This window comes from Rhizobium sp. USDA 4016 (assembly GCF_056279705.1).
Map to the genome: position 1 here is coordinate 1,691,204 of NZ_JBWCCY010000002.1, position 19,012 is coordinate 1,710,215.

General features: G+C 59.0%; 17 protein-coding genes. 11 read left to right on the plus strand and 6 right to left on the minus strand.

Annotated features, from left to right (window positions below; genetic code table 11):
- Positions 1 to 53: 53 nt before the first annotated feature.
- Entirely contained in the window at positions 54 to 1,517 is a 1,464-nt protein-coding gene (locus ACZ9DP_RS09185; protein WP_476202244.1) for a phospholipase D-like domain-containing protein, read from the minus strand.
- 76 nt (positions 1,518 to 1,593) lie between these two features.
- Positions 1,594 to 3,420 carry a malto-oligosyltrehalose trehalohydrolase gene (treZ, locus tag ACZ9DP_RS09190; RefSeq protein WP_476201332.1) on the minus strand — a complete coding sequence of 609 codons (1,827 nt, stop codon included), beginning with the start codon at positions 3,418 to 3,420 and terminating at the stop codon, positions 1,594 to 1,596.
- 128 nt (positions 3,421 to 3,548) lie between these two features.
- On the opposite strand from treZ, the gene ACZ9DP_RS09195 reads away from it, so the two are divergent.
- The 10 genes from ACZ9DP_RS09195 (at position 3,549) to fdhA (ending at position 13,047) form a co-directional block, all read left to right on the plus strand.
- Complete coding sequence (locus tag ACZ9DP_RS09195; RefSeq protein ID WP_239600967.1) at positions 3,549 to 4,190, plus strand: UdgX family uracil-DNA binding protein; 642 nt, start codon at positions 3,549 to 3,551, stop codon at positions 4,188 to 4,190.
- A gap of 132 nt (positions 4,191 to 4,322) precedes the next feature.
- The gene (locus ACZ9DP_RS09200) at positions 4,323 to 4,577 is read left to right on the plus strand and encodes a DUF2934 domain-containing protein (protein WP_040115247.1); all 255 of its coding nucleotides are present in this window, start codon (positions 4,323 to 4,325) and stop codon (positions 4,575 to 4,577) included.
- Between the two features lie 327 nt (positions 4,578 to 4,904).
- On the plus strand, positions 4,905 to 5,075 hold the full coding sequence (locus ACZ9DP_RS09205) for a hypothetical protein (RefSeq protein ID WP_022716605.1): 171 nt from the start codon (positions 4,905 to 4,907) through the stop codon (positions 5,073 to 5,075).
- Positions 5,076 to 5,237: 162 nt separating this feature from the next.
- Entirely contained in the window at positions 5,238 to 7,961 is a 2,724-nt protein-coding gene (locus tag ACZ9DP_RS09210; protein ID WP_476201334.1) for a hybrid sensor histidine kinase/response regulator, read from the plus strand.
- Positions 7,962 to 8,063: 102 nt separating this feature from the next.
- Positions 8,064 to 8,378: a plasmid stabilization protein gene (locus ACZ9DP_RS09215; RefSeq protein ID WP_476201336.1), complete on the plus strand. Its 315-nt coding sequence runs from the start codon at positions 8,064 to 8,066 to the stop codon at positions 8,376 to 8,378.
- Positions 8,379 to 8,431: 53 nt separating this feature from the next.
- The gene (locus tag ACZ9DP_RS09220; protein ID WP_074071639.1) at positions 8,432 to 8,722 is read left to right on the plus strand and encodes a DUF3175 domain-containing protein; all 291 of its coding nucleotides are present in this window, start codon (positions 8,432 to 8,434) and stop codon (positions 8,720 to 8,722) included.
- Between the two features lie 8 nt (positions 8,723 to 8,730).
- On the plus strand, positions 8,731 to 9,462 hold the full coding sequence (locus ACZ9DP_RS09225) for a glutathione S-transferase (protein ID WP_476201337.1): 732 nt from the start codon (positions 8,731 to 8,733) through the stop codon (positions 9,460 to 9,462).
- 139 nt (positions 9,463 to 9,601) lie between these two features.
- Positions 9,602 to 10,636: an IS110 family RNA-guided transposase gene (locus ACZ9DP_RS09230; protein ID WP_476201339.1), complete on the plus strand. Its 1,035-nt coding sequence runs from the start codon at positions 9,602 to 9,604 to the stop codon at positions 10,634 to 10,636.
- Positions 10,637 to 10,904: 268 nt separating this feature from the next.
- Positions 10,905 to 11,720: a non-homologous end joining protein Ku gene (ku, locus tag ACZ9DP_RS09235; protein ID WP_194731349.1), complete on the plus strand. Its 816-nt coding sequence runs from the start codon at positions 10,905 to 10,907 to the stop codon at positions 11,718 to 11,720.
- 136 nt (positions 11,721 to 11,856) lie between these two features.
- On the plus strand, positions 11,857 to 13,047 hold the full coding sequence (fdhA, locus tag ACZ9DP_RS09240) for a formaldehyde dehydrogenase, glutathione-independent (RefSeq protein ID WP_074071636.1): 1,191 nt from the start codon (positions 11,857 to 11,859) through the stop codon (positions 13,045 to 13,047).
- A gap of 68 nt (positions 13,048 to 13,115) precedes the next feature.
- On the opposite strand, the gene ligD is transcribed toward fdhA, so the two are convergent.
- The 4 genes from ligD to ACZ9DP_RS09260 are packed head-to-tail and all read right to left on the minus strand — an operon-like array spanning position 13,116 to position 16,977.
- On the minus strand, positions 13,116 to 15,620 hold the full coding sequence (gene ligD / locus ACZ9DP_RS09245) for a DNA ligase D (RefSeq protein ID WP_476201341.1): 2,505 nt from the start codon (positions 15,618 to 15,620) through the stop codon (positions 13,116 to 13,118).
- 2 nt (positions 15,621 to 15,622) lie between these two features.
- On the minus strand, positions 15,623 to 16,444 hold the full coding sequence (ku, locus tag ACZ9DP_RS09250) for a non-homologous end joining protein Ku (protein WP_476201342.1): 822 nt from the start codon (positions 16,442 to 16,444) through the stop codon (positions 15,623 to 15,625).
- A gap of 20 nt (positions 16,445 to 16,464) precedes the next feature.
- The gene (locus tag ACZ9DP_RS09255) at positions 16,465 to 16,695 is read right to left on the minus strand and encodes a DUF2188 domain-containing protein (protein WP_074064889.1); all 231 of its coding nucleotides are present in this window, start codon (positions 16,693 to 16,695) and stop codon (positions 16,465 to 16,467) included.
- A gap of 15 nt (positions 16,696 to 16,710) precedes the next feature.
- The gene (locus ACZ9DP_RS09260; protein ID WP_476201344.1) at positions 16,711 to 16,977 is read right to left on the minus strand and encodes a hypothetical protein; all 267 of its coding nucleotides are present in this window, start codon (positions 16,975 to 16,977) and stop codon (positions 16,711 to 16,713) included.
- Positions 16,978 to 17,604: 627 nt separating this feature from the next.
- Between ACZ9DP_RS09260 and ACZ9DP_RS09265 the strand changes: the two genes are divergently transcribed.
- Positions 17,605 to 18,960, plus strand: coding sequence for a peptidoglycan L,D-endopeptidase MepK (locus ACZ9DP_RS09265; RefSeq protein ID WP_476201346.1), 1,356 nt, complete (start codon positions 17,605 to 17,607; stop codon positions 18,958 to 18,960).
- Positions 18,961 to 19,012 lie beyond the last annotated feature (52 nt).

The following is a 19,012-nucleotide window of genomic DNA, read 5'->3' on the forward strand; positions in this document are numbered from 1 at the left end:
GGTTCGGAGTATAGGCCCACGGGTAAAACTTGCCATGCTTCTATCCGAGAAAATCAAAGATAAGGCGAACCCAGCCACAGGATCTTTTCAACAAGCCGCACCGGGAAAGGCCGCGACCGCAGGCTCTCCAATGTCACCGGCGCTGCAGATTTCAGCATCTCGTCGATATGCCCGTCGATCTCCGCCGCAAACCCCTCGTTCAGAACTTCGAGATCCACCTCGAAATTCAGCCTGAGCGAACGCGGATCAAGATTGGACGAACCGACATAGGTCCAGACGCCATCGACCGTCAGCAGCTTCGAGTGGCTGAAGCTGCCGATCGAACGCCAGATGCGGCAGTAATTCTTGAGGATTTGGTCGAACTGTGCCGTCATCGCCCGGTCGACGAGGACAAGGTTGTTGACGGCCGGGACGATGATATCGACCTCGACGCCACGCCGTGCGGCTGTCGTCAGCGCGCTAATCAGCTCACGATCCGGCAGAAAATAGGGCGACATGATGCGGATCGATTGCCGCGCAATGGAAAAGGCACCCATCAGCATCTTGTGATTGGTCTCGACGCTGCGGTCCGGTCCGGAGGCGACGACGCGCATGAGGACCGGATCGCCGGGCTGGCGTTCAGGCGCTTCGATCCGCCACGCCTCTGCGTTCAGAACCTCGCCTGTCGTGAAGCGCCAGTCCTCGGCCGCGACATCAAAGAGATCGGCAACGACTGAACCCGTTACGGAGAAATGGGTATCGCGCGCAAAATCATCGCCCGTCATCGCCTGGCTGAAGCCCTGGCGTATATTCATGCCGCCCGTCAGTGCCACACGCCCGTCGACGATGATGATTTTCCGGTGCGTGCGGAGATTTGCATATGGCAACCGCAGGCCCATGATGACATTGCCGTTGAAGACTGAAACCGTCACCCCGCCATCGGCAAGATATCCGAGAATACTGGGCACCGAGTATCGAGCCCCGACGGCATCGATCAGCACGCGCACCTCGACGCCGCGTTGTGCCGCCGCAATCAGCGCATCGGCGATGCGCAGGCCGATCTTGTCGCGATCGAAAATATAAGTCTCAAGCAGAACGCTTCGCTCAGCCCCGTCGATCGCGGCCTTCATGGCTGCGTAGGCATCATCGCCCGTTTCCAGCATGTCGATCGAATTACCGGTCGTCAGCGGATAGCGAGCGACGCGATCGCCGAGCGTTTGCAAAGCTGCAAAGCGCCGCCCATAATTGCTGATGATCGTCTCCGGCTCCGCATCGAAACTTTCAAGCTCATCAAGGTCGGCTGCCGGCAGCAAGGCATCGCGGCGCAGGCTCAGGGATTTGCGGCGGATGCGGTTGATCCCGGCGATCGCGTAAAGTACCGCGCCGATAATCGGAGACAGGATGATGACGCCGACCCAGCCAATTGCGGCGCGTACCTCTTCCTTCGTCATGGCCGCATGAATTGCCGCGGCGGTCCCCATGCCAAGGGATATGACGAAAAGGATATGCGGCCAATAGGTCGATATGAGATAAAACATTGGAGGAAGATATAGCTGGAAAGCGGCGGCGTTCAATTCGCCACCGCTTCCTCAAAACGTGAAAATTTCCGCGCTGCTAATTTACCAGCCGAGGATCGATCGCAAACATCACAGAACGGGCTGCAAGCTTGCCATCCCCCGGCTGAACAGCGTTGCGGCCCAGGCGACTAAAGATTGCCGCACCGTCGAAAGCCGGCACGGCGAGCGGGGTGCCGGTGAGGTTCGCCCGAAGCTCCAGCGTGCTGGTACCGAAGGTCCAGTCGATTGCCAGCGCGCCATCGACGCTTTCCAATGCCGTGCTTGCGACGCGTTCCGGCTTCTTCAACAACGGCACGACATAGCTGTGCCGCAGGCCGATGAGCTCGCGTACATAGGTCTTCCAGCGTGTGCCTTCGTCACTGTCGAACCGCTGCCATTGAAGCTTTGAATGCGCGAAGGTCGAGACTGCGTTCGGATCCGGCAAATCGTCCGGCGTCTTGCCTTCCTTCAGACCGCCGAAACCTTCCGCTTCCGCCGCCCGCCCTTTGCGGACAATCTCGCCAAGCTCGCCGGCGTAGTCGCTGAAGAAGTGGAACGGCTGCGTCTCGCCATATTCGTCCCCCATGAAGAGGAACGGGACCTGCGGCGAGAGAATCAAGATCGCGGCCAGCATCTCGACCATGTCGGGCCCTGCAAGGCTGACCAAGCGCTCGCCGAAGGCACGGTTACCAACTTGGTCGTGATTCTGGAGAAAGTTGATGAAGGCCTGCGGCGGGAGATAAACCCGCTCATCCTTCGGCACTTCAGGCGGATTGCCACGGTCTGGAAACACAAAGCCGTGCTGCATCGCGAGCTTCGTCTTTTCCCAGAGATCGGATGCAAAGGGCCGATAGTGGCCGTCGGTTTCGCCGGTCGCAATGATGTGAGCGACGTGATGGAAGTCATCGTTCCATTCCGCTGTAAAGATCTTGACCCTTCCGCCGCCGTCCCGCTCGAGCAGGCTCACGAGATTGCGCTGATCCTCGACGATCAGATGCACCGCGCGATCGGCAAAGGCGTTGCCGACTTCCGCCGACAGCTGCTCGAGGATGTGCTGCTTCGACGTATCGCAAATCTGCTCCACCGCATCGAGCCGCAAGCCATCGAGCCGGAATTCACCGATCCAATAGAGCGCATTTTCGACGAAGTAGCGGCGTACCGGCTCCTGTCCGAAATCGATCGCCGCACCCCACGGCGTATTGCGATCGAAGCGGAAGAACTCGGGCGCATACCCGTGCAGGTAGTTTCCATCCGGGCCGAAATGGTTATAGACAACATCGAGCAGCACCATGAGGCCGTGGCCATGTGCTGCGTCGATGAATGCCTTGAAATCGTCCGGCGTTCCGTATGCTGAATGCGGCGCATAGTGCAGGACGCCGTCATAGCCCCATCCGCGCGTGCCTGAAAATTGCGCGACGGGCATGACTTCGATTGCCGTATAGCCCATCTCGGCGAGATGGCCGAGTTTTTCGGCGGCCGCCTTGAAGGTGCCCTCCCCTGTGAAGGCGCCTATATGGATTTCGCTGATCACCGCCTCTTCCCAGGGCCTTCCCTTCCAGGCGTCATTCACCCACTGATAGGAAGGCTCCACGATCAGCGACGGACCGTGCACATCGCCGGCCTGCGCCCGAGAAGCAGGGTCGGGCACGGCGCTGCCATCTCCAAGAACGAAGGCATATGCGTCGCCCACCTTCGCCTCTGCAACCGTCAGCTCAAACCAGCCGCCGGCGGACCGGTCCATAAGCCTGTCTTTGCCGCAGGAACGGAGTGTCATCTCCTTTTGCCCCGGCGCCCAGATGCGAAAATCGACGCAGTTCGCCCCGATCTTAGGACCCCAGCTTTTTTGGCCTTGCGCGGCAGAGCCTGCTTTCGAAACCTGATGCATAAATTGCCCCTGACTGACATGAGTGCTTAAAACTCCTCTTCAAAGTCATGAAGGGCGCCACTTGTTCCCAGGCTGGAACAAACACCGCGTGGATCGGTTGCAGATGAAGACGAAAGAAGGAGGCCTCCATGACCATCGTGCCCAAATTCGGTCCGGCCTTCACACTTGAGAATGCAGAGGCCAAAGGCCTCGATCAATTGAAACGGCAGGCTGAACACTGCACGCGTTGTGACCTTTACAAGAACGCCACCCAGCTCGTCTTCGGCGAAGGCCCGCCAACGGCCGAAATCGTGCTGGTTGGCGAGCAGCCCGGAGACAGGGAAGACCTGGCGGGCAAGCCCTTTGTCGGCCCCGCTGGACGCCTGCTCGATCAGTGTCTGAAAGAGGCGGGCCTCGACCGCTCCCGCTGCTACGTCACCAATGCCGTCAAGCACTTCAAATTCGAGCTGCGCGGCAAGCGCCGTATGCATTCCAAGCCAAATGCCGGAGAAATCCAGCGCTGCGCGTGGTGGCTCGGCGCCGAGCTCGATATTCTCCAGCCGAAACTCGTCGTTGCGCTGGGTGCCACAGCACTTTATTCGCTGCTCGGCCCTAAAGTGAAGGTCACCGCCGAGCGGGGCCATGTTCTTCAGCCGGCAAACCATCCTCCGGTTCTGGTGACCATTCATCCTTCTTACCTTCTGCGCATTCGCGACGAGGAAGATGCCCGCGCGAACCGCGAGCATTTCGTGCAGGATCTGGCAAAGGCCGTAGCATTTCAGGTCGGTTGACCGGCATTTTATGCTGCAGTGCAAATAATATTTTGCATCGTGTCAAAATTCTTCTTGAATATCCCCGAATCCTCTGGAACCATCTCCTCAGTCTAGCGTTTGGCTGCGGGATGATGTGACTGGAGATCAGCGATGACAGAAACTCGGGAAGAGTGGATTAAAAAACGTGCATACGCCCTCTGGGAAGAAGAGGGACATCCTACCGGACGAGATTCCATACATTGGGAGCAGGCAAAGAAAGAGCGTGAAAAGCTCGAAGGTTCTGCTGCGTCGAAGGACGGCAAGGAAGTCAAGACCCGGGGCAAACGCACCGCACCCCCCGGGACGAAAAGCAACGGCGCTGCAAAGCCGGCTCCGAAGCGTGCCGTCAGCCGCAAGTCTGCCTGAACGCATTCGATATTTAAGTTTCAAGATGCGGACGCTGCGCCAGCTGCGCCCGCAGCTGTTGTCATATGGTTGAATTACTTGCGCTTTAGGGTGTTTGTAACGCGTGGAACGTTCTGACGTGAGGATAGATCGGCCGAATGACCCTAAAGCGGTGTCCGCTTCAAAAAAAGGCTGCAAAACGGCCAGCAATGGCGGAACCAATTTTTTCGTCGGCTGTTAGTGGCGAAATGGGAGGCTTGCCATGAATAGGGGTTACTTCGACACCATTCTCGTTTCGCTTATCGTGGCGGGTTGCTACATTTTGATCGCGCCTTTGTGAGGGCGGAGATGCTGATTTTATCACTCGCCGCGTTTCTCTACCTCGTCCTTGCGCTCGGTCTCGTCGTCGCAATCGACAACATGGTTGGCCTTGTCTTCCGCGAAACCCGCTCGCAGTCCGGCCGCCTGTTTAATTTCGGCAAGGCATTGTCCGGTTTCCAACGGCTTTCTCGCAAATAGCACAGGCGAAAGTCCAGATCGGTAGCCTTGCTTCTTCAACGTTAAGGTTATTTCCAAAATCCTCTTTCCGAACGCCCCAAGGCCTCTATTTTGCCGTTGGCAGATGGCCTGAATTCCCGAGCGAATTCGCCTCGTTGCGGTCCGATCATGAAGGCGGTTTGAATGACCCGGCGCGAAGACGGCATTTGGCCGAAGGGTGGCGGAAATATCGGCGACATACTGCGCAATGCCGACTTCAGCGTTTCAGGCCTTGGGCCTGTGAAGGGCTGGCCTGTTTGCCTCAGGTATATTGTCGAAGTTGTATTGAATTCGCGCCAGCCGAAATTCGTCGCCTGGGGGCCGGACCTTGCCTTCATCTACAACGACGCCTACGTGCCGATTTTCCCGGATCGTCATCCAAGCGCGCTGGGCAAACCCTTCACTGAAGTCTGGAGCGATATCTGGCCGCAATTCGAACCGATCGTCCATGCCACGCTCAAAGGCGAATCTCATATCTTCGAGGAATTGCTGATTCCGATGCGGCGGGACGGACGCACGGAGGACACCTGGTTCACCTTTTCCTATACGCCGCTTCGCGACGAAACAGGCGCAATTGGCGGTCTGCTTTGTGCGACCATGGAGGTTTCGGCGCAAGTCATCGCCAAGCGGCGCGAGCGTCACGCGCTTGAAGAGCTGCGGTCGAAATCCGACGCACTTTCGATCGTCAATGCAGCCGGTGCTGCAATCACGGCCGAACTCAATATCGACCGTTTGACACAGATTGCCGTTGATGCCGGCGTGGCACTGACGGGAGCGGAATTTGGCGCGTTCTTTTATAACGTCGATGACGGAGAAGGCGGAAGCTACATGCTCTACGCGCTTTCGGGCGTCGAGCGGAAGAACTTCGAAACGTTTCCGATGCCGCGCAATACAAAGGTCTTCGCGCCGACCTTCAGCGGCGAAGGTGTCGTGCGTTCCGACGATATCCTGCTTGACCCCCGCTACGGGCACAACGCTCCTTATGCCGGCATGCCAAACGGCCATCTGCCGGTACGAAGTTATCTCGCAGTGCCGGTAAAATCCCGCAGCGGGGCAGTCATCGGCGGCCTCTTTTTCGGCCACGCGCAGCCCGGCCGCTTCACCGGCGCGGCGGAGGCGAGTCTTGTCAGCCTTGCCGGTCAGGCGGCTGTCGCAATCGACAATGCCCGGCTGCTGCACGCTGCCGACATGGAGATCGCCCGGCGCAGCAGCATCGAAAGCCAACTGCGTAGACTCAACGAAACGCTGGAACTGCGCGTTGCCAATGAGATCGCCGAGCGCCAACAGGCCGAGGCTGCCCTCCAGCAATCACAGAAAATGGAGTCGATTGGCAAGCTCACGGGCGGTGTCGCCCATGATTTCAACAATCTGCTGCAGGTCATCTCGGGCAATCTCCAACTCCTGGGAAAGGACGTCCCGCACGATGGTCGCGCCAAGGAGCGGATTTCAAACGCGCTTGCCGCCGTGGAGCGGGGCTCACGGCTGGCAAATCATTTGCTCGCCTTCGGCCGCCGTCAGGCGCTGGAGCCGAAGGTCATCAATATGGGCCGTCTCGTGACCGGCATGGATGATATGCTTCGCCGCGCGCTGGGCGAGGAGGTCGAAATCGAGACCATGGTTTCCGGTGGCCTCTGGAACACCTTTGCCGATCCGGTCCAGATTGAAAATGCGGTTCTCAACCTCACCATCAATTCGCGGGACGCGATGGAAGGATCCGGTAAGCTGACAATCGAGGTGGGTAATGCATTTCTCGACGATTCCTATTGCCGGATCCATCCGGAAGTGACTGCTGGTCAGTATGTCGTGCTCGCCGTTACCGATAGCGGGTGCGGGATGCCTCCGGAGGTCATGGTGCAGGCCTTCGAGCCCTTCTTCACCACCAAGCCCGAAGGCAGGGGCACTGGCCTCGGGCTTTCGATGGTCTACGGCTTCGTCAAGCAATCCGGCGGGCATGTGAAGATCTACAGCGAGGTTGGAGAAGGAACGACGATCAAGCTCTATCTGCCTCGCTCGTTCCAGACCGAGGACCGCGTGGCCAGCAACGAAGCACCACCATCGGTCGGCGGCACGGAAACCATCCTCGTCGCGGAGGACGACGAGGGCGTGCGGGCCACCGTCGTCGAGATGCTGACCGATCTCGGCTATTACGTGTTGAAGGCCCGCGATGCGCAGAGCGCACTCACCGTCATCGAAAGCGGCGCGCATATCGATATGCTATTTACGGACGTCGTCATGCCAGGTCCGTTGAAGAGCCCCGAGCTCGCGCGCATGGCGCGCCAACGCCTGCCGAACATCGCAGTTCTCTATACCTCCGGCTATGCGGAAAACTCGATCGTCCATGACGGCCGCCTCGATCCCGGCCTCGAACTTCTCTCCAAGCCCTATACGCGAGAGGCGCTTGCGCGGAAGATCCGCCTGGTGCTTGCCCACAACGCCCAACGCCTCCATGCCCCGGCCGGACCGGCCGACATCCCAGGTACCACGCCGCCGGAGATCATGCATGCCAAACTCAAACTGTTGCTGGTGGAGGACGATGCATTCATCCGTATGGACACGACGGAAATACTTCACGACCTGGGTTATGAGGTGATCGATGTCGAAAGCGGGGAACAGGGTGTCGAGATCCTGGTGCATACAAAGATCGATATCATCGTCGTCGATGTCGGCTTGCCGGGCATGTCTGGCCCCGCCTTCGCTGCCAAGGCAAGAGAAGTACTACCATCCGTTGGATTGGTATTTGCCACAGGAAACAGCCAGCTTCCGGACGCCAGCCGTTTCTCCGGCTCGGTCCTGCTGTCGAAACCCTTCAGCAGCAGAGCCCTCGACCTGGCGGTGAAGACCGCGGCTGAGCAAAGGCCGATCGCTTAGCTGCACCAAGCACGCTCCTCCTGCGTCAAAATCCAGGCATGACTCCGGAACTTTTTGCAGTGCCGCGCGGTTCAATCTCTTTGCAAACAAGAGGAGGAAAATATGCCAAGAGGTGACAAATCCACCTATACGGGCAAGCAGAAACGCAAGGCAGAGCACATCGAGGAAGGCTACGAGGGACGTGGCGTTTCCGAGAAAGAGGCAGAGCGCCGGGCCTGGGCTACCGTCAACAAGGAAAGCGGCGGCGGCAACAAGTCCGGTTCGGGTCGCGGAAAGAAAGACACGCACGAAGCCTCTGAAAAAGGCGGCCGCAAAGGCGGCGCGGCATCGGCATCCCGCTCCGCAGCCGAGCGTTCGGCATCCGCCAAGAAGGCAGCCGCGACGCGCAAGCGCCACGAACATGAAGCTCATCACTGATCTTTGGAATGGCCCGCCGCCAAAGTGCGCCGTTCCTGATCGAGGAGGTTCCGATGACCAAGGCGAAAAGGAAATGGTCGCAAGAGGTGACCGAGCACAGCGACGCCATGGACCTCAAGGAAAGCGTTTTCAAATCCGACGATCCGAAGAAGATCGCCGCTTCGATCAAACACTCCGCGGTGGCGAGCCGCCGCCGAAAATCGAGCCCCTTTCGCTCGGCCATGTCGATGCTGAGCTTCTATATCAACCGCGCCGGCGACCAGTTGACGAAGAAGAAAAAGAACACACTTGAACAAGCAAAGGATGAACTGCGAAAAGATTTCGGTCGCAAAACCAAGCGTTGAGGGAATGGATGGCATACGAGCTTTATTACTGGGACGGCATCCAGGGACGGGGCGAATTCGTCCGCCTGTCGCTGGAGGAGGCGGGCGCCGAGTATGTCGACGTCGCGCGCGAATCCGGCAGCGGCCGGGGAACCAGCGCAATGATGAGCCTCATGCGGAGCGGCTCAGAACCGCATATCCCGTTTGCGCCTCCCTTTTTGAAAGATGGCGACCTCATCATGCCGCACGTCGCCAATATCCTGCTTTATCTCGGGCCGAAGCTTGGTCTGGCGCCTAAGGAGGAAGGCTTGCGCTACGTGTTGAACGGCTTGCAACTCACGGTTACTGATTTCGTCGCTGAGGTGCATGACACGCACCATCCGATCGCCACCTCGCTCTACTACGAAGATCAGAAGGACGAGGCAAAGGCGCGCTCGGCCGAATTTATCAAGGAGCGCATCCCGAAATACCTCGGTTATTTCGAACGCGTGCTTCAGCAGAACCCGCAAGGCCCGCAACATATCCTCGGCGATGCGCTTACCTATGTCGACCTTTCGCTCTTTCAGATCATTGAGGGCCTGAACTATGCCTTCCCCAAGGGCATGGCAGGTTATCGGGCGAGATACCCGGCGCTATCGGCCCTGCATGATGCAGTGGCCAGGCGCCCGAACATCGCCGCCTACCTGAAATCGGAGCGGCGCATCGCTTTCAACGAGGATGGCATCTTCCGGCACTATCCGGAACTCGACAAGGCGGCTTAAGGAGGTGACATGAAAGAGGCCGCCTTCACCGATAGAACGGATCACTGAGATGCAGGTGATGGTCGAGGGACAGTCACGCTTCGAGCCTTTCGGCTTACCTTGTTGGGGTTCGCAAGATCTCAATAAAGGAGTTGGAAGCATGACTGCCTCTTATAATTACCATATCGGCGTCGACTACCACAAATCCTATAGCCACCTGGTGGTGCAGGACAGCAATGGCAAGACGCTGAGATCCGGCCGGGTGAAGAACGACCGCCAGTCTCTGGGTGGGTTTCTGGAACGCTACCGGGAGAATTCGCATGCGGTTGTCGAGGCCACCCGCAACTGGATGGTGATCTACGATTGGCTCGACGACATTTGTGATGATGTCGTTCTCGCCCATCCCTGGAAGGTCAAGGCGATCGCCGACGCCAAGATCAAGACCGACAAGATCGATGCGACGGTGCTGGCGCATCTGCTCAGAGCCGACCTGGTGCCGGAGGCCTGGGCTCCTGGAGAGCGAGCCCGCGAGCTGCGCGTCGCCCTTCGTGAGCGGATGTTTTACGTGCGGCTGCGGACGATGACGAAGAACCGTATCGTCACGGTGTTTGATCGCTATCCGGAGCAGACGGCACAGTTGAAGAAGCTCGGCGACCTGTTCGGCAAGGCCGGCCGCATTCAGCTGGCGCAGGTGAAGGTCTCGGAGATCGACCGCATCCAGATCGACCGTGGCCTCGACTTCATCGGCGACATCGACGTGCGGATCAAGCAGTCGGAAGCAACGATCCGGGCAATGACCAAGGCCAATACCAATGTGAGGCTGTTGAAGACGATCCCTGGCATTGGCGAGTTCTTCGCCCGGCTGATCGACGCCGAGATCGACGACCTAGCGCGGTTTCGCAACCCGAAGAAGCTTGCCGCCTATGCCGGACTGGTGCCGTCGACCTATTCCTCCGGCGGCAAGACCTGGCTACGCTGGGCTTTCGTCGAGGCGGTCGCCCCGGCCATCGCCAGCGATGCGCAGCTGCGCGCCCAGTATGAGCAATTGAAGTTCAGAGGAGTGAACAAGGCGCGTGTTGCCATCGCGCGCAAGCTTTTGACGATCGCCTTCCAGATTCTGCGTGACCAGCGCGCTTACGAGCGGCGCGGTGACAGCCCCATGGAAAGCGCGTCGACGATATCCCGGTTGTCCTGATGGCCGTTTAGCGAGCCCGGCAGGACTGGGCTGCGCTCCTGAAGGAGAATGGGAAACCGGGAGCCGAACGTCACTCTGTGACCGAAGCTAACGCATTAGGTCACGCATTGGAGATTGGTACGAGAACCGACGGACGGCAATACTCTGTCCAGCGGAAGGAAGAGACTTAGCCGATCGGCGAAGAAAGCCGGTCAAAACCTAACCGAACCCAAGGAAAGCCGCCAGTTGAAGGCTTTTTGCCCCTTGTGTTCTTTCATTGGAGACGGCCATGGCGCGGCAGACTTTCTGGAAAGGCTATCTCAAGCTGTCGCTCGTCACGGCGTCAGTCTCGCTGACGCCGGCCACCACCGAGAGCAATAAGGTCCGCTTCCATGTTCTCAATCGCAAGACCAGCAACCGGGTCGAAAGCCGCTATGTCGACAGCGTCACCCATAAGGCCGTGTCCGCAAAGGAACAGGTCAAGGGTTATCCGAAGGGCGAGGACGATTACGTCATTCTCGAAGACGATGAGATCGAGGAGGTCGGGCTCGAAAGCACCCGTACTATCGACATCGACACTTTCGTGCCGCGCGGCTCGATCGACTGGATCTGGTATGACAAGCCGCATTTTCTGGCGCCGGAGGACAAGGTCGGTACAGAGGCCTTCTGCGTCATTCGCGAAGCGATGAGGGCAAACAACGTGGTCGGCATCGCAAGGCTGGTGCTTTATCGCCGTGAAAGGGCGGTGCTTCTCGAGCCTCAAGGCAAGGGCATCATTCTCTGGACGTTGCATTACGGCAACGAGGTCCGAGAGCCGGTCGCGCACCTGGATATCGACACCAAAGTCGACAACAAGGTGCTCGCCATGATGAAGCGCCTTGTCAAGGAAGAGACGAAAGAGTGGAATGTCTCTATGGTGCAGGATCCGATTCAGAAGCGGCTGAAAACAATGATCCGCAACAAGACGAAGAGCCTCAAGCAGGCTGCGCCCGCAAAGAAACGGCCCGCTGTCAAATCGACCGGCAATGTCATCAACATCATGGACGCCCTGAAGAAGAGCTTGGCCGCCGAAGGCGAAAAACCGAGGTCGCCAAGATCTCACTGAGGGCAGCGGCCATTTCCGGCCCCAAATCGTCGTAAACGGAACGGCGCGCCCGCCATTCTGCACTAATCTGTTCGAAGCAGCCGGCATGGAGAGGAGCCATGCTCGGTTGGTCACATTTTCAACGGAGGAGATGAAAATGAGCAAGAACCGAGGCGTCGTCTATTTGCGGCCCGGCAAGGTCGAGGTCCGCGACATCGACGATCCGAAACTGGAAGCGCCGGATGGCCGCCGCATCGAGCATGGCGTCATCCTGAAGGTAATCTCCACCAATATCTGCGGCTCCGACCAGCATATGGTCCGCGGCCGCACGACAGCCATGCCCGGTCTCGTTCTCGGCCACGAAATTACCGGTGAGATCATCGAAAAGGGCGTCGATGTCGAAATGCTGAGCATCGGCGATATCGTTTCCGTGCCCTTCAACGTTGCCTGCGGCCGCTGCCGCTGCTGCAAAGCCCAGGACACCGGCGTCTGCCTGACGGTCAACCCTTCGCGCGCTGGCGGGGCTTATGGCTATGTCGACATGGGCGGGTGGATCGGCGGCCAAGCCCGCTACGTCATGATCCCCTACGCCGATTTCAATCTGCTGAAACTTCCCGATCGCGACAAGGCAATGGCGAAGATCCGCGATCTCACCATGCTTTCCGATATCCTTCCGACGGGCTTCCACGGCGCAGTGCGCGCCGGCGTCGGCGTCGGCTCGACGGTCTATGTCGCAGGCGCCGGTCCGGTCGGCATGGCCGCTGCCGCTTCTGCCCGCATCCTCGGTGCGGCCGTCGTCATGATCGGCGATTTCAACAAGGATCGTTTGGCCCATGCCGCCAAGGTTGGCTTTGAGCCGATCGACCTTTCCAAGAGCGACCGCCTCGGCGACATGATTGCTCAGGTCGTCGGCACCAATGAGGTGGACAGCGCCATCGACGCCGTCGGCTTCGAAGCCCGCGGTCATTCGGGCGGCGAGCAGCCGGCAATCGTGCTCAACCAGATGATGGAGATCACCCGTGCGGCCGGTTCGATCGGAATTCCGGGCCTCTACGTCACCGAAGATCCAGGCGCCGTCGACAATGCCGCAAAACACGGCAACCTCTCGCTCCGTTTCGGCCTCGGCTGGGCAAAGGCCCAATCCTTCCACACCGGCCAAACGCCTGTCCTGAAATACAACCGTCAGCTGATGCAGGCGATCCTCCACGACCGCCTACCGATTGCCGACATCGTCAATGCCAAGGTGATCTCACTGGAGGAAGCTGCGCAAGGCTATGAGAGCTTCGACCAGGGAGCCGCCACCAAATTCGTGCTCGACCCGCACGGCGAAGTTGCGAAGGCAGCCTAGTTGCTGGAACCAACGCATTGTCAGTCTCTCCTCCACGGGAGAGGCTGACGGCAGGCCGCTGCCAGGCGCTAACGCTTCTTCTTTTTCTCAAGCGGCTTTGCTGCCGCAAAGAACCCGTCCCACGGGTCTTTCGGCAGCGCGTCGAGCCGCGGCGGCGTGTTCTCGATGGTGAAATAGGCCGGGCCGATGTCGGCGGTGAGTTCGGTCCATTCCAGCGGCATCGAGACGGCCGCTCCCGGCCGGGCACGCGTCGAATAGGCGGCGACTGCGGTGTTGCCGCGGCCATTGCGCAGGTAGTCGATGAAGATCTTGCCGGTGCGTTCGGCTTTCGTCGCCTTTGCGATGTAGCGGTCCGGGCTTTCTGCGGCCATGGTGTCCGCCAGCCGTTTCGCAAAGGCCTTCACCTCCGCCCAACCTGCTTTTGGCTTCAGTGGCGTGACCACATGCAGGCCCTTGCCGCCCGAGGTCTTGACGAAGCCGGCAAGTCCTTCGGCCTCCAGGCGCTCTTTGATCTCGCGGGCGGCAGCGATGACATTATCCCACGCAACCTCGCCGCCCGGATCGAGGTCCATGGTTATCATGTCCGGTTTCTCCCAACTGTCCGTCGTCGCGCCCCAGGGATGAATTTCGAGCACAGCCGATTGCACGAGGGCCACCAAACCATCGAAATCGGCAATGCGCAGCAACTTTTCTCCGCCCCTGTCCTTCGGATCCGTGATCTGTTCGATATTCTCGTTCATGCCCTTCCAGGCGTGTTTCTGGAAGAAACGCTGATGTCCTTCAATGCCGTCTGGCAGACGCAGCAGAGCCAAAGGACGATTGACCACGTAAGGCTCCATGAAGCGCCAGACCTGCGCGTAATAATTGGCAAGTCCTTCCTTGGTAACGCCTTCATCCGGCCAGTAAATGCGATCCGGATGGGTCAGCGTCACTTGCGATTTCGTCAGGCTTTTTGCGGTCGTCTTTTCCATCTCGCGCACCACGTCCTTCGCCAGTTTGTCCTCGCGCAAACCGCGGAAAGCGGCGTGCCGCAGGTTACCATCGGCGGACCACGCGCGAAATTCCACCTCCGCGACAAGCTCCGGCTTCACATAAATAAGCCCGCGCCGTTCCTCCGACGTCAGCTTACCGTCAAAACCACTCCCCTTCTCTTCGATTTTGGAAAGCCGCTCATAGAGATCCTGGGCCACCGTGGCTGTGTAGCCGATGCCGACACGTCCGACATGCTTCAGCTTGCCATTATCATAGTAACCCATCGCCAACGAGCCGATCGCATTCTTCATGGAGGTCGATGGCACATAACCACCAATGACAAGCTCCTGCCGGTGCGAGCACTTGGCCTTGATCCAATCGCCATTGCGGCCGGACGTATAGGGGCTGTCGCACTGCTTGGAGATGACGCCCTCCAGGCTCAGCCTGCAGGCGTGATCGAAAACCAGGCCGCCGTTCTCGTTGAAATGCTCGCTGAAACGCACCTTGTTGTTTCCGCCAAGCAGCGCTTTTTCAAGCAGACTTTTGCGCTCCATCAAACGCGCGGCACTTAGATCACGGCCGTCAAGATACATCAGATCAAACGCGTAGAAGATGAAGCGATCATAGCGTCGCGCGCTCAGGTCCTGCTGAAGCGCGGAAAAATCGGAAGCGCCGGTATCCCGCTCTACCACCAGCTCCCCGTCGATAATCGCCGATTGGATTGGCAATGCCATGAAGGCGTCGACGATGTCCCTGCCGAACTTTTCCGTCCAGTTGAGCCCCGTGCGGGTCAGCATCGTCACCTTTCCCTTTTCGATCCGGACCTGCAGCCGATAACCATCGAATTTGATCTCGTGGATCCAGCCGTCGCCGGCCGGCGGCCTGGCCTTCAGCTTGGCAAGTAACGGCTCCACAAAATCTGGCATCGCCGCTTTCTTGGCGCCTTTTGGCCAATCGTGGACTTGCGGTCCAACCTTCTTTGTCCTTGCCGTGACAGTCTTGTCGCCGCCCTTCGGTTTGGAATTACAGGTATCGGTCGGATTCTTGGCGACCTCTTCAATCCGCCGTCCGGTCTTTGCCGATTCCGGCCGTTGTTCCAAAATGTCTTTGCCGTCATGGCGCGCCTCGGCGTCGTCTCCCTTGATCAGCAACCAGTTCTCATGCCTTTCACCCGGGCGCCTGTGCATTCGCACCAGATGCCAGCGTCCCTTCAGCTTTTCGCCATCAAGCTCGAATTCGATATGGCCCTTTCGATAGGCGATCTTTGCATCGGCGAGCGGCGTCCAGGTGCCACGATCCCAGATGATCACAGTACCGCCGCCATACTGCCCCTTCGGGATGATGCCTTCGAAATCGCCGTAGGAAAGGGGGTGATCCTCCACATGGACGGCGAGACGCTTGTCCTCCGGATTGAGGCTTGGTCCCCGGGTCACGGCCCAGCTTTTCAGGACCCCGTCTATCTCCAGCCGGAAGTCATAATGCAGCCGCGTGGCATCGTGCTTTTGAATGACAAAACTGTTTCTAAGACTGCGGCCTTTGGCGTCACGCGGTTCAGGGGTGATCCTGAAGTTGCGTTTTGCCTGATAGGTCTCGAGCGCCATGGTCAGCCAGCTTTCTTGCGGCGGCTATCAGAGGCAGGCGCTTTCTTTTCACTCAACTTGGCACTCTGGCGCAGCGCCTCCATCAGATCGACAACCTTGCCCTCCGGCTTCGGCTTCCTCTTCGGCAGTGCCCTTCCCTCGACCTTGGCCTTCACCAATTCGGTCAGCGCCGCCTCGTAGCGATCCTCGTATTCGCTCGGCTCGAACACGCCCTTCTTCGTACCGATGATATGACCGGCAAGCTCGAGCATCTCCTTGTCGAACTTGATGTCCGGAATGTCCTTGAAGACCGGATCGGCAGAACGGACCTCGTAGTCGAAGTTCAACATCGTCGCGATGACGTAGTCCTCACGCGGGCGGATCAGCAGGGTCCGGTTGCGCCGGAAGAGCACGGCCTCGGCAAGCGCTGCCACCTTGTTTTCACGCATGCTCCTCGCAATCAGGCGCAGCGCCTCTTCGTCATTCTCATCGACAGGTGCAAGATAGTAAGGACGGTCGAAATAGAGCTTGTCGAATTCATCGAGAGCAATGAAGCTCTGGACATCCATGACCTTGTCGCTCTCGGGCATGACATTGGCAATCTCGTCGCCTTCGATGACGATGTATTCGCCATTGTCCATCCGGTAACCCTTGACCTGATCCTCGCGCTCCACAGGCTTGCCGGTCTCGCTGTCCACGAACTGACGCTCGACGCGATGGCCGGTCTTCCGGTTGATGATATTGAAGGAGAGCCGATCCGATGCGGAAATTGCCGTATAAAGCCCGACGGCGCAGACGAGGTCGCCAATCTTCAGATGACCCTTCCAGCTTGCCCGCGCTGCCATCCCCGTCTCCTGCGTATCGATCAGAGCCTGCTTCCGCTCTTATCCGTTTCAAGCGGCACAAACCGCCAGCCGCCGTCCGGAGCCGGAAAAGCCAGTGTAGCGTCGCCGTCGCCGATCTTCTGGCGGGACGCTGCGCGTTTGGCGTGATTGATCGCTTCTTCGACGGTCGCATAGGTTTCGGAAAGCGTGCCGCCGAGCTTGTATGCCCAGCCTTCGTCATGCGGCACAATCTGATAGGTAATGTCGACCATATTCCTGTCCTCTCTTCAGTCGTCATCGCGTGTCGCTGCTTTGCGGCGCTCATCCAAGGCGATAATCTTTTCGACGGATGCGATATCGTCGCTGGTAACGGGCCGCACGGGGTCCGCGGCGATCGCTTCGAGCACTTCGTCTGAAAGCGCGCCGTTGCGGATTGCCCATTCCAATGTTTCACGCGTTTCCCGCTCTGCCTTCAGCTGCGCATAGAGAGCCACGATCAGCCGGTCGCGGGGATCGAACCCGCTCTTCGGCGCCATGTTCCGGATGTTCGGCATGCAGGTGGCCCTTCGCGATTTCTCCTGATCAAAGCTTTTCAACTGATTACAGCCCGAAAAGTTCCGATATTTCAGCACCAAAGCGCGACTGGGCGATGCTTGCCTACGAATGACCTGTCCTTGGAAGGGCAGGTGCCATGAGCAAAGTCCATGATGAAACCGAGTTTTCCCGCGAAAAGTCACATCACAGCAGCATGCTCGGAAACGAATGGAGCCGGGATGCGATTTGTTACCTAGCTCGGCTTCTGATTTGAGTCCTGCCATCCTTCGGACTCTGCCCGACACGCAACCGGGTCCTGAGCGGCACCCTGAGGCTGAGGCGCTGCAGTCCAGGACCTGGAAGTCGTCGAGGCGCCGAAATCGTGGCAACAACCAACGTTTTTCGTGAACGCAAAGCCGATCAATGAGTTCAGTCCGAGGGGCTGCACGATCTGGCAAGCCCAAGCCAGAAAATGGAGACGATATTCGCGTTTGAAAAGCTGGCCGTCCTCGGATGGCCCCGCTGCCTCGATTCACCGAGCCTAAGCATCCGTCTGTTAGGAATTTGTTGACCATAAAGTGGTTCTACTGAGCGCGATGGATGCGGACGTTCCCGCACGTCGTCGAGTGTTTTTGTGTGAGACGGGATTGTTCGTGTCGAAATATCCAGTGAAAGGGTTCTGGGGTGCAGCATCGGACGGCGCGGTCGCCGCACTCTTTTCGCGTGTGGGACGGCTCGTCGCGCAGACCATCCTGCGAACTCTGCTCGCGCTCCCCGCGCTTATCGGTTCTGCATCTTTTGCCTCCGCGGAAGATCGTACGCTGAAGCTGTTCTTTACCCATACGGGCGAGAGGGCCACGATTACCTACAAGCGCGACGGAAGGTTCGATCCAAAGGGCCTGTCCCAGATAAATCGGTTTCTGCGCGACTGGCGAAGGAACGAGCCGACCCGGATGGATCCCCGGCTGCTTGACCTGGTCTGGGAAGTGTACAAGCGCAGCGGCGCGAAGGACTACATCCACATCGTCTCCGCCTACCGTTCTCCGGCCACCAATAACATGCTCCGCAACCGTTCGCGCAGTACGGGCGTCGCCAAGAAGAGCCAGCACATGCTTGGCAAGGCGATGGACTTCTACGTTCCAGGTGTGAAGCTTTCGACGCTGCGTACCCTTGCAATGCAGATGCAGGCTGGTGGTGTCGGATATTATCCGACATCGGGATCGCCGTTCGTGCATCTCGACGTCGGCAACGTCCGGGCTTGGCCCCGCATGTCTCGGCAAGAACTTGCTCGAATATTCCCGAACGGGCAGACGATGCATCTTCCAGCCGATGGCCGGCCGCTGCCGGGATATAACCAGGCGGTTGCCAACTATAGGAAGCGCGCCGGCGCCGCCTCCATCCAGATCGCCAGCACCGCTGGAGAAGACGATGACGCAGGAACGTCGGGCCGCGACGCGATAGACAATAGCCTCGTGACGGCGCTCCTGCCCACGCCGCGAAGCCGCGCATTGAATGCGCTGGCCCTGCAGACCGACGCGGCCGAGCGGGACGACGAACGGTCCTCCCTGGATCTTTCATCGTTCCCGATCCCGATACCGGCAATGCGGCCAGCCGACTTGGGGGCCGACGCCAAGCTGGAGATTGCTTCGATTGGCCCAATCGGCATGCTTCCGGATAAACGGACATCTGCATTGCCGACCTATAGCGGCTTCAAACCTTTCGCTGCCGCACATCGCGCCTCACAAGAGGACGCGAACGTGATCGCCTCCCTGCCAATGACTGCCTCCTGGGAGGAGGCAGATCTATTCGGACCGATTTCAGACACGGCGCTGATGAATTGGGCGCTGCATCCCCCGGGCGCGGTGATTGGAATGAGAGCGCCTCGCGTTTCCCGCCGCACGGTTCAGCATAATCCGGATGCCGCATCCGGTACGAACATCATTCCGGTCGCCGCCACTGACCGGTTCGACGCCGATCGGTTTGCCTCACCCCCCGAGGGCTAAGCGCATTCGTCATCGCGGCGGCTTTGATCCCCCGCAGGTCTTCCCCGTCGGC